Source organism: Clostridium sp. D53t1_180928_C8, assembly GCF_015667795.1.
Taxonomy (GTDB): Bacteria; Bacillota; Clostridia; order Clostridiales; family Clostridiaceae; genus Clostridium.
The window spans coordinates 111,372-123,275 of the sequence record NZ_JADPEL010000004.1 but is presented as its reverse complement, the minus strand read 5'-3'; the positions used below and the strand labels follow the sequence as shown (position 1 = coordinate 123,275).

Below are 11,904 nucleotides of genomic sequence, written 5' to 3'. Positions count from 1 at the left end.
ATTTAAAGTATTTTTAAAAATATATAAATATTATGTAGATATTTTTATGGAAAAAAATACCTAAAGAAGCTATAAAATTAGTGAAAAAACTCCTATAATAAGTATAGGAGTTTGAATTGTGGAGGGTATATTGTGAAAAAAAAAGGTAAGTTTAAGGTTCTATTTGTTATAATAATAGGAATAATTTTATTGGTAATTCCCATAACTATACAGGCTAAAGGAGAAGTTTCTAAATCGGTTTTAGATAAATATGTTGTAATAGGTGATGAAATATCGTTAGAGTCTAATAATTATTATGAGGTTTCATATGTTTCATTAATTAAAGATTTCTTATATGCTTTAAATGATAATTTGGAATATATTAATTTAAGCAATGATGGAGCAACATCTTCACAATTACTAAATGTAGTAGATAGTAATAAAGAAAAGTTAAAAGATGCAGATTTAATTACAATTTCAATTGGTGGAAATAATATATTAAGTGCTGTATTAAAGAGCTTAAATATTGATGAAGTAAGTTTGCAGAATTATGATGAAAATAAGTTTGACTCTATAATAAGCGAGTACTTAAATAGTGAAGAAGTTAAAGCTAAAATTTTAGATGAGATAAGTATATTTTCAAAAGATTTTCCTAATATAATAAAGAAAATAAAAAAATTAGCTCCTAATGCTGATATATATGTGAATACAGTATATAATCCTATTAATAAAAAATGTGAAATTTATGAATTTTTTAATTCTCAAATAAATTTAATTAATGATGTTATTGTTAAAAATAATAGTAATAATGATTATAAAATTTTAGATTGTTATCAAATATTAAATAATGATGATGTATTGAATTTTAAGATTGAAAATGGTGTAGCTAAAATTTCACCTAATAAAGTTGGACATGCAATGATGGCCAATCAAGTAATTTCAGATTATGAAGAATATGTTAATCTAGAAGTAGACAAGATTACAGCTACTAGTAATAATATTACAGGTAAAACTATTCCTAATACTAATATTATTGTTGTATCTGAAAATGGTACAGTAGGAACAACGCAAGCAAAGGCTAATGGAGAGTTTGAAGTTAAAATATCACCAATGGTTTCTGGAACTAATATAGAAGTTTTGGTTTATGATAAAAAGATTTTTTCTATATTGTACAAATTTGAGAAATTAGTAGTTAAAAAGGATTTATTTACATCGTAGTTTTAACTATATAGAAAGGTATTGAACAATTATAATTTGGCTTAAAAAGGGTAATACTAAACTTGAAATACTTAGGAGTAATAATAAACTAAAGAAAACATTGGAGGAAAAAGTTATGAAGAAAAAAGTTGTATCATTATTAATATGTTCAGCATTAATGATGGTTGAAGGTGTTACTACTTATGCACAAACTTTAAGTACTAGTCCAGCAGAGGGTAATAAAACTACAATAGAAGCACCTTCAGAAAATAAGGAGCAAAAGAAGGAAAAGGAAACTTCACAAGCTCCAGAAGAAAAGAGTACAGAAGATAAGTGTAAAAAGACTTCTAAGGAATCATCAAAAGATGATATAGAAGACACTTCAAGTAATCCTTGCAAGAAAAAAGAAAAGAAAAAGGATAAAGAAGATAAGTGCGAAGATAAATGTAAGGATAAGTGCAAAGACAAATGTAAAGACAAATGTAAAGACAAATGTAAAGACGATGTAAAGAAGGAAGAGAAAAAAGAAGAAACTAAGTGTAAAGAAAGTAAAAAAGAAGAAATTAAAGAAGAAAATAAGTGTAAATGCAGAGATGAAGAAAAATCTGATAAAATAGAAAAATCTTCAGAAAAATCTGCTGAATAATATATTATTAAATTCTCCTAATCTAGGTATTAATAGACTAGGAGAATTTTTTTTTGAATTTCCTAGGGAATTAAGTTTACAGAATTACATAACACCTTTCCTATAGAATCATTAATTACTAAATTAGCTTTGTTATCAGCAGAAGTAGGACTCTTATTAATAAGTATTAGATTTTTACCATTGAAGTAATCTATAAGCCCAGCAGCAGGATATACAACTAAAGAAGTACCACCAATAATTAAAGTATCAGCATTAGCAATAGCATTAACAGCTCCTCTAATAGTAGCATCATCTAATCCTTCTTCATATAAAACTACATCAGGTTTAACAGTCCCACCACATTTAGTACAAGTAGGCACACCTTTTGATTCTAAAATAAATTTTTCATTGTAAAAAGCATGACATTTAACACAATAGTTCCTTAAAACAGAACCATGAAGTTCAAATACATTTTTACTACCAGCAGCTTGATGAAGTCCATCTATATTTTGAGTTATAATAGCTTTTAATTTACCCATTTCTTCAAGTTTAGCAAGAGCAATATGTGCAGCATTAGGTTTTGCTTTAGGATATATTAGTTTAGCTTTATAGAAGTTAAAAAATTCTTCTGGATATCTTATATAAAAACTATGAGATACTAATTGTTCAGGAGTAAATGTTATATTAAGTTTTTCATTAAATAATCCATTAGAGCTTCTAAAGTCAGGAATTCCAGATTCTGTAGAAACTCCTGCCCCACCGAAGAAAACTATATTATTACTATTCTTTATTATATCAGCAAGTTGTTTAATTTTATCATCCATTAAAAATCATCTCCAAATTATATTTATTAATTTTATTATGTCACAAATGATTTAAAAGTAAAATCTAGAATTTGTATTACAGGGATTAATAAAAATATAATTAGAAATCATAGGTAGATTTAATTTGTTTAATATGATATGAACTAAAAAAAATGGAACGTCAATATTGGCGTTCCATCTTGGATTTAAATATATAGTTATTATATTTTTATTATTCAAAAGTTGAATTTTGGAAAGGGATAAAATAACCTTGAGGATGTGCACATACAGGGCAAGCTTGAGGAGCTTCTGTACCCTCATATATAAAGCCACAATTAGTACACATCCACTGAATTTCTTCAGCAGATTTAAAAAGTGTTCCATTTTCAAGTTCTTGAGCATATCTATTAAATCTAGCACTATGAACTCTTTCAATAGAAGCTATTTTGTCAAAAAGCATAGCGATGTCAACAAAGCCCTCTTCTCTTGCAATTTTACTAAACTCTGTATAAATTTCGTTACCTTCAGCAGACTCATGCTTTGAAGCGGCTTGTAAAAGTAATAAAGTAGAAGATTCTACTTCAGCTGGATAAGATGCAGTAATATCTACTTCCTGACCAGTAAATTCTTTTAATCTTTTCATAAATTCCCAAGCATGTGCCTTTTCCTGATCAGCTGTATATGTAAATAATTGCTGTAAAATAGCATATCCTTCCTTTTTAGCAACGGAAGCAGCAAAAGTATATCTGTTTCTAGCTTGACTTTCACCTGCAAAAGCACGCATTAAATTTTCTTTAGTTTTGCTATTGTTTAAATTAACCATAATATCAAACCTCCTAATGATAAAATTATTATTAGGATTAAATACTTAAAATATACATAAGAAAAAAATAGATTTGGTATTTATATTATGATATTATTCCTAAATTAGAAGATGACTTAAAATCATTGATTATATCATTAAATATTTTTCTAAGAGTTTGTCCAATTTCTATATAAGCTTCATCATTTAAGTTAGTAAGAGAAACTCTAAGACCCCATCTTGAAGAAGCAAAACCATCACCATTTAAAAGAACAGTTGAGTAATTATTTGCTAAATCATATAGGATGTCAAAGGGAGTATAATTACTTTCGATAAACTTTGATGCTGCATCACCATGTTCAATTCTTGCCCAATCTAAAAGATTTATTTCTGTATAATATGATGCATAATGAGGATCATTAAATAATTCAACATCTAAGCCTTCGCATAAGAATTTTTTTCTCTTTCTGCATATTGATTTAGTTAAATTTTTATAATTATCTTTAGAATCAATTAATGCAAAGGCACAGAAAAATGCCATTTGTACTTGTTGAGGTGTTGAAAGGCCAGCTGTATGATTTAAAGCAACTTGCCTACTATCAGCAACAATTCTATCAATAAAAGAAACACTTTCAGGGTTACAAGATAGATGACAGTATCTTGTATTTAAGTTTGCCTTATGTATTTCAGGAAGTTCAGAAATAAGTTTATTATAAATATTATTTTCATTAATCATAACTGCACCCAGTCTCCAGCCAGTTACACCAAAATATTTTGATAATGAATACACCCCAATAGTATTAAATGGTAAATAGCTAATTACAGATTTAAAGTTGTCTACAAAGGTACAGTAAACATCATCCGTAATAATCATTAAATTAGGATTATAGTTATCTACTATATCTTTAAGTGATTTTATACAAGTGTCGTTTAATGCAATAGAAGCAGGGTTATTAGGATTAACAATAAATACTGCTTTAATACTTTTATCCTTTAGTTTATTTAATTGTTCTTCAGAATACTGATAAGTTGGTATTCCGTTTTCATCAACTTCATTTGCATGAATATTAATTACATCAAAATTATAATGAGGTAAGTGAGGTATTTCTAAATAAGGAGTAAAAATTGGTGTCATAAGTGCAATTTTATCTCCCTTATTTAAAAGATGATTTTTTTCTAGTGAGTCGAAAATATAACACATTGCAGCTGTGCCACCTTCGACTCCAAAAACATCAAATTTACTTTCAAATTGTGAACAACCACATAATTCTTTAAGTAAATATTTATTAACTATTTTTTCTATATGTATAAGCATTCTATCTGGAACTGGATAATTATCTCCTATTATTCCATCTGCTAATTCAAAAATCCATTCATCTTCATTAAATCCGAGATTATCTATTCCATAATTATAAACTTCTTTTATTAAATTTATTCCTGGTAATGAAGGGTTAGCATTAATATATTCTAATAATCTTTTAGCAATTCCGTCTTTTTGAACCATTCCAGCTAAGTCATCGATGTTTAATGATTTTTGTGTTTCAGATATAGCAAATTGTCCAAATGTAAAGAATGCTTGTCTAGGGGTAGCTGCTGTCCAGTTAGGATTACCTCTACCAGCATCTAATATAGTAGTATTATTTAGTTTAGCTAACTTTAATAGTTTATCCTTAAACTCAAAAGGGCTTACTTTACCATAAATGTTTCTAAGTTTTTCTTTAGTTAATTCTGTATTCAAAATTGAATGTCTCCTTTCAGAGTGTATAAACACTGAAATATTTCTTGCATTTAATAATTTTATAACATATTTATTAAAATTAAAATAGTAAATATCACTTTTAATAATATGATAAAAAATATATAGGAAATTTAATATTATCTATTAGATTATTATAAAATTAAGGTGTTAAAAAATTAAATGTTAAAAAAACATACATATTATTATTATGTTATAACTTAGTAACACTGTATAATTTCATTCATATAATGGATTGAGAATATATAAGTAAAAGGATAAATAGGATGAAAAATAAGTATAGATTGAAAATAATTATTTTTAGCATAGCATTTATTTTATCTATAAGTACTATATATACAGATAAGCCTAAAGCTATAACAATAGGAGAAAATTTAAAATCACAAAATATTTGTTTAGTTAGTAAGGCACAAGAAGAGACATATTATAGAGTAATAGCAGGAAGCTTTAAAAATAAAACAAATGCTAAAAATATGATGAATATTATGAAGAGTATAGGTTATGATTCTTTTATAAGTACTGAATTAATAAATGGAGAAACATTTAATAGAGTAGTAGTAGGTAGTTTCAAAGATAAGGATAATGCAAACAATAGACTAAAGGAGTTAAAGAAATTAGGATATGATACATTTATTGATACATTTATAAAAAATGAAGATAATAGTATAAGATATTATGCTGTTGTAGCTGGTAGTTTTTCTAAGCGAGAAAATGCAAATAATAGGATTGATGAATTAGAAAAAGGAGGATATGACTGCTATATTAGCGTTGAGACAATAGAAGGAAAAATATTTAATAGAATTATAGTTGGAAATTTTATAGATAAAATTAATGCAGAAAATATGGTTGAAAACTTAGTTGAAAAAGGATATGAAGCATTTATAGCTATTTATGATGTTGAAGGATTAGATGTTCCAGAAGAAAATAGTGAAATGAAATATTATGCAGTAATAGTTGGAAGTTTCAAAGATAGTAGTAATGCAAATGATAGGGTAAAAGAATTAAAGGATAAAGGAATAGATTGTTATATTAGTAAAAGTAATATAAATGGAGAAATATTTAATAGAGTTATTATTGGATGTTTTAGAAATAAAGATAATGCAGAAAGTATGCTAGATAATTTAAAATCAGGTGGATATGAAACATTTATAGATGTTTATACTCAATAATAAAAAATGGTGAAGAATAAATCTTCACCATTTTTTAATGAGTTAAAACTTCAACACCAGTTTCTGTTACTAAAACAGTGTATTCCCATTGTGCTGAAGGATAGCCATCTTCAGTTAAAACTGTCCAGCCATCAGCATCATCAATAAATATATCAGGAGTTCCCATATTTATCATAGGTTCTATTGTAAATACCATGCCAGGAACTAATAGCATTCCAGTACCTTTTTTACCAACGTGAGAAACAAAAGGAGTTTCATGGAATTCAAGTCCTATACCATGACCACCAAATTCTCTAACAACAGAATAACCATTAGCCTCAGCATGTTTTTGTACAGTTTCAGCTATATCACCTAAATATCCCCATGGCTTTGCTGCTTCTAAGCCTTTGTCTAAGCACTCTTTTGCAACTCTTACTAGTTTATCTAAGTCAGGATGAACTTCACCTATTTTGAACATTCTAGATGCATCAGAGAAATATCCATTATATATGGTAGAAACATCTACATTAACAATATCCCCTTCTTCTAAAATTACATTTTTACTAGGAATGCCGTGGCACACTTCATCATTTACAGAAGTACAAACACTCTTAGGGTATCCTTGGAAGTTAAGCGGGGCTGGAATTGCACCTTGTGATACTGTGAAGTCATGAACTATAGTATTTATTTCTTCAGTTGACATTCCTGCCTTAATATTTTTACTAACTAAGTCTAGAACAGCTGTGTTAATAGCAGAACTTTCCTTTATTTTTTGGATTTGCTCTGGTGTTTTAATTATATTTCTAGGCGGTACTATGTGACCTTTTAGTCTATATGAGTTTATTTTTTCATCAAATTGAAGATGACAATTTTTATATTTTTTATTACTACCACACCAACAGTGGTCATTTCTATTAAGATTCATCTTTTTATCTCCTTGTATCTATTTATATACTTTTATTATAGTACTTTATTAGTAAAAATGAAAATAATTAATATAACAAATAAAATAATTGTATATTAGTAGATTAGTATTTTATAATATAATTAAAAAGTTTGAAAGGTAAAATGTTATGAAAAATAGAATATCAAAGTCAAAAAAGTGCATATATACTTCTTTTATAATTATAGGTATACTATTAATTTTATATTATGTACTATTAAAAATAATGTTTGGTTTTGTTGCTTTTTCTAATATGTTTTGTATATTAGGAATAATTATACTTATTTACGGATATGTTGAACTAAATTTTAAAATAGATTTTTGGGAAAGGATACCTAAAAGTTTAAGAGGAATAATTAAGATTTTATTTTGTATAGGTTTAGTAATATTTGTAGCAGTTGAGAGTGTTATAATTTATAATGGAAATCATTATGATACTGAAAAGCCAGATTATTTAATTGTTTTAGGTGCAGGACTAAGAGGAGATAAGATAAGTACATCATTATTATATAGATTAGAAACTGCGTTAGATTTTCATGAAATTTATCCAGATTTAAAAATAGTTGTATCTGGTGGACAAGGAGAAGGGGAGAGTATAACGGAAGCAACTGCAATGCGTAATTTCCTAGTTGATAATGGTGTTGATTCAAGTTTGATTATTATGGAAGATAAATCAACAAATACATATGAAAACTTTTTATATAGTAAACAAGTATTAGAAAATGAAACAGGAAAAGAAGATTTTACAGTAACAGTAGTATCTAATGGGTTCCATATGTATAGGTCAAAGTTTTTAGCGAAAGAAGTGGGATTTAATGTTTATGGTTATCCAGCGCCATCACATAAAGCTTCATCATTGGTCTTTTATGTAAGAGAATTCTTTGGAGTAATAAAAGCATATATATTTAGACAGTAATAAAAGTAATTGAGGAGTATAGATAATATTCCTCGATTACTTTTATTTATATAAAAACAAACCAATATAACAAAATATATTATTTATTAAAATAATAAAAAATATACTATAGATATGAAAAATTAGGAGTTTAAATTAGAAAAATAATTAGTTTAGAAATAATATTTTCTATAAAAAATATAAGGGGGAATTAATATGTATATTATAGAAACTAATAATTTATGTAAAGCTTACGGTAAAGATAGGGGTATAATAGATGTTAATTTAAAAGTAAAAGAAGGAGAAATCTTCGGTTTTGTAGGACCTAATGGAGCAGGTAAATCAACTACTATTAGAACGCTTTTAAATTTTATTTTTCCCACATCAGGTTCAGGAAAAATATTGGGAAAAGATATGATAAAGGAAAGTAGGGAAATTAAAAAATATATTGGATATGTACCGAGTGAGGTTAAATTTTACGATGAAGTTAAGGTAAGGGATATAATAAAATATTCAGTAAGTTTTTATGGTGGTGTAAATGAAGAAGAAATAGATAAGCTTTATAAGATATTAGATGTTGATATTAATAAAAAAATGTCAGAGCTTTCTTTAGGAAATAAAAAAAAGGTGGCTATAGTTCAAGCATTAATTCACAAACCAAAGCTATTAATATTAGATGAACCGACAAATGGATTAGATCCATTAATTCAAAAGAAATTATTTGAATTACTAGAGGAAGCAAGGAAAAAGGGAACTACAGTATTTTTATCATCGCATAATTTAGTTGAAGTAGAAAATCTTTGTGATAGAGTTGCTGTTATAAAGGAAGGAAGTATAATTGATACTATAGTTATAGAAAAGTTAGCAAAAAAATCAGGGTTAAAGATAGTTATAAAATCAAAGGAAATAAATGAAAATAATATAAAGGAAATAGGTGGAAAAGTAATATCTAAAGAAAATGATGAAATTATATTTCATTATAACAAGGAAATTGATACTTTGGTTAAACAGATTTCAAAGTATAAAGTAGAAAAATTATTAATTAGTGAACAGACACTTGAAGATACATTTATGAATTATTATGAAAGGAGAGGTGAGAGATAAGATGAATATATTTAAATTTGAATTTAAAAGATTATTAAAGGGTTCTATTATTTGGGCATTAGTATGTAGTGCTATAATTGTAATGTTTATGCTATTCTTTCCAAGTATGAAGGATATGGGGATACAAGAATTAGTAGGATCAAAATTAGAGGCATTACCAGAAGCTTTTTTAGAAGCTTTTAATATAAGTGGAGCTACTGATTTTAGTAATATTACTGATTTCTCTGCTTATGTACTCCAATATATAATAATGGCAGGTGGAATATATGCAGCCATACTTGGAGTATCAGCATTAGTAAAAGAAGAAAGTGAAGGAACTATTGAATTTTTATATTCTAAGCCAATTAGTAGAAGTAGTATAGTTACAACTAAACTTTTATCTTGTGTAGTTATATTTTTTATATTTATAATAATATTAGGTGTTGTAACTATAATTTCATCATTAATAGTTAAGCCTGAAAATGTGGAAATTATTAATGTACTTATGGATATTAAGATATTATATATAGGAATGGCATTTATAGGTTATATATTTATGTCTATAGGTTTTTTAATATCTGTATTTGTTAAATCATCAAAACAAGCAATACCAATAGCTTTAGGAGTGTTTTTTTCAAGTTATGTAATAGGTATTTTTTCAAAGTTGCAAGATAGATTAAATAGCTTAATTTATTTGTCGCCTTTTGATTACGCGGCTCCATCAGAAATAATTAAAAATGGCTTTGAAATAAGATTTATAATAATAGGATTATGTATAATGCTATTTTCAGTAGTAGCAACCTATACTATATATAATAAAAAGGATTTTAATATATAAAATTAAAATTAAATTTAAAATACCATCGCACTTTAGTTAGGGTGGTATTTATTTTCACAAATAGAAATATAAATGAATAAAAACATAATTAAAGATAAATATTAGTATATGTGAGTTTTTTTTATTGAGAAAAATATTGTAGGAGGGTGTTATGGTTAATAATTTTATTTTCAATGAACCTATAAATAATATAGTTAAAAAGAGGAAGTCAATAAGAACTTATAATACTGAAGAAATATCTAGTGAAATAATTGGAAAGCTTAATGATTATATAAGTGAAATTAATGGACCATTTAAAGAAAATATAACCTTTAAAATATTAGATGTTAAGGAAAGAATAAATGGAGCAAAACTTGGAACTTATGGAATAATTAAAGGGGCAAACAAATTTATAGCTGCAAAGGTAAAAGATGGACAATACTCTTTAGAAGAATTAGGATATGAGATGGAATCAATAGTGTTATATGCTACATCAATGGGTTTAGGGACATGTTGGTTAGGGGGAACTTTTAAGAAGGGGCAATTTGCAAAGGCAATGCAAGTAGAAGAGGGTGAAATATTACCTATAGTGTTACCTATAGGGTATGAAAAAGAAAAAAAGAGTATTCTTGATAAAACTATGAGGTTAATAGCAAAGTGTGAAAAAAGAAAGGCTTGGAATGAAATTTTTTATTTTAGGGATTTTTCATGTCCATTAACGCAACACTATACTTTAAATGGATTTAAGGATGCATTTGAAAATGTAAGATTAGCACCATCTGCAATTAATAAACAACCGTGGCGAATAGTAAAGCATGGAAATGAATTTGATTTTTATTTAAATGAAGATAAAGATGAAAAAAAGGAAACTAATTATGATATTAAGAGAATTGATATGGGCATTGCAATGTGTCATTTTGAATTAACTTGTAAGGAGCTTGGAATTAAAGGTAAGTTTAAAGTAGGTTCTCCTAAGATAAGTGATGTGCCTAATAATTGTAAATATTTAATAAGTTGGATTAAAGATTAAAAAATATAAATTTTTATAATACTACAAAATATAAAGTCATATAATATTTAAAAGTATAAAATATGTTTGGAGGCTTGGGTTTTATGGGAGTATGGGGATTAGATATTTATGATGACGATTTAGCAGTTGATATAAGAGATGAGTTTCAAGAGTATTTAGATGAAGGAATGGATGAAAGTGAGGCAATAAATGAATTACTTTTAAATAATGATAATTTATTAGAAGAAGAAGAGGAATGTGGAACAGTTATATTAACTATTGGTTTTTTAGCTAAGGAGAATGAAGTTGATAATTCAAGAGTAAAAAAATTATTAAAGGACTTAAAAAGAAATAAGGATTATTGGAATTATTTAAAAGAAGATTCTATGGAATTGTATGAAGTTAGAATGGATTTGTTTAGAGAGCTAATTTAAAAAATACAAACTTAATGTAAAGGTTAACAAAAGGGTGTGAATGTATTTAAAAAAATAAAATGGATAAAATAATTATACAAAATTTTTTATAAACATTGGAGGTTTTAAATATGGCTTTTGAAAAACTTGAGAAAAAAGTTAATCAAATTAGTAAAAAGATTAAACAAGGAAGACTTTCACAAGAAATAGGAGATGAAATTAGTAGCGTAATTAACGAAATTGAAGATCTTGGTGGAGAGGCAAAGGAAAAATTTAAAGATGCTTTAGAAAATATGAAAAATTCATTAAAGAAAATGAAATAATATATATATAAAGGTATAAAAGAATTTCTTTTATACCTTTTTTATTGAAAATAATAAGTATTTTATAAAGAGAGACTTATCTTAAATAATTATAGAAAATATTAACAATTA

At 26.4% G+C, this 11,904-nt stretch carries 13 protein-coding genes; 9 read left to right on the top strand and 4 right to left on the bottom strand.

The features are described 5' to 3' along the window. Positions 1-132: 132 nt before the first annotated feature. On the top strand, positions 133-1,197 hold the full coding sequence (locus I4V51_RS04640) for a GDSL-type esterase/lipase family protein (protein WP_195987144.1): 1,065 nt from the start codon (positions 133-135) through the stop codon (positions 1,195-1,197). Positions 1,198-1,312: 115 nt separating this feature from the next. Then, the gene (locus I4V51_RS04635) at positions 1,313-1,822 is read left to right on the top strand and encodes a hypothetical protein (protein WP_195987143.1); all 510 of its coding nucleotides are present in this window, start codon (positions 1,313-1,315) and stop codon (positions 1,820-1,822) included. A 62-nt stretch (positions 1,823-1,884) separates the two neighbouring features. Here I4V51_RS04635 and I4V51_RS04630 read toward each other — a convergent pair whose 3' ends face one another. The 3 genes from I4V51_RS04630 to aspD all read right to left on the bottom strand — a co-directional run bounded on the left by I4V51_RS04630 (position 1,885) and on the right by aspD (position 5,147). Continuing rightward, the gene (locus I4V51_RS04630) at positions 1,885-2,625 is read right to left on the bottom strand and encodes an NAD-dependent protein deacylase (protein WP_195987142.1); all 741 of its coding nucleotides are present in this window, start codon (positions 2,623-2,625) and stop codon (positions 1,885-1,887) included. 211 nt (positions 2,626-2,836) lie between these two features. Continuing rightward, positions 2,837-3,427: a rubrerythrin gene (gene rbr / locus I4V51_RS04625; protein ID WP_195987141.1), complete on the bottom strand. Its 591-nt coding sequence runs from the start codon at positions 3,425-3,427 to the stop codon at positions 2,837-2,839. A gap of 85 nt (positions 3,428-3,512) precedes the next feature. Further along, complete coding sequence (aspD, locus tag I4V51_RS04620) at positions 3,513-5,147, bottom strand: aspartate 4-decarboxylase (RefSeq protein ID WP_195987235.1); 1,635 nt, start codon at positions 5,145-5,147, stop codon at positions 3,513-3,515. 281 nt (positions 5,148-5,428) lie between these two features. Between aspD and I4V51_RS04615 the strand changes: the two genes are divergently transcribed. Further along, positions 5,429-6,331, top strand: coding sequence for an SPOR domain-containing protein (locus I4V51_RS04615; protein WP_195987140.1), 903 nt, complete (start codon positions 5,429-5,431; stop codon positions 6,329-6,331). Positions 6,332-6,365: 34 nt separating this feature from the next. On the opposite strand, the gene I4V51_RS04610 is transcribed toward I4V51_RS04615, so the two are convergent. Continuing rightward, positions 6,366-7,235 (bottom strand): methionyl aminopeptidase, encoded by an 870-nt coding sequence (locus I4V51_RS04610; RefSeq protein WP_195987139.1) that lies wholly within the window; start codon positions 7,233-7,235, stop codon positions 6,366-6,368. 148 nt (positions 7,236-7,383) lie between these two features. Here I4V51_RS04610 and I4V51_RS04605 point away from each other — a divergent pair, with 148 nt between their 5' ends. From I4V51_RS04605 to I4V51_RS04580, 6 genes are all read left to right on the top strand, one after another. Next, entirely contained in the window at positions 7,384-8,169 is a 786-nt protein-coding gene (locus tag I4V51_RS04605) for a YdcF family protein (RefSeq protein ID WP_195987138.1), read from the top strand. 195 nt (positions 8,170-8,364) lie between these two features. Continuing rightward, complete coding sequence (locus I4V51_RS04600) at positions 8,365-9,252, top strand: ABC transporter ATP-binding protein (protein WP_195987137.1); 888 nt, start codon at positions 8,365-8,367, stop codon at positions 9,250-9,252. A 1-nt stretch (position 9,253) separates the two neighbouring features. Beyond that, the gene (locus I4V51_RS04595) at positions 9,254-10,069 is read left to right on the top strand and encodes an ABC transporter permease subunit (protein ID WP_195987136.1); all 816 of its coding nucleotides are present in this window, start codon (positions 9,254-9,256) and stop codon (positions 10,067-10,069) included. A 151-nt stretch (positions 10,070-10,220) separates the two neighbouring features. Then, complete coding sequence (locus I4V51_RS04590) at positions 10,221-11,078, top strand: nitroreductase family protein (RefSeq protein ID WP_195987135.1); 858 nt, start codon at positions 10,221-10,223, stop codon at positions 11,076-11,078. 83 nt (positions 11,079-11,161) lie between these two features. Further along, entirely contained in the window at positions 11,162-11,491 is a 330-nt protein-coding gene (locus I4V51_RS04585) for a hypothetical protein (protein ID WP_195987134.1), read from the top strand. Positions 11,492-11,601: 110 nt separating this feature from the next. After that, entirely contained in the window at positions 11,602-11,793 is a 192-nt protein-coding gene (locus I4V51_RS04580) for a hypothetical protein (protein WP_195987133.1), read from the top strand. Positions 11,794-11,904 lie beyond the last annotated feature (111 nt).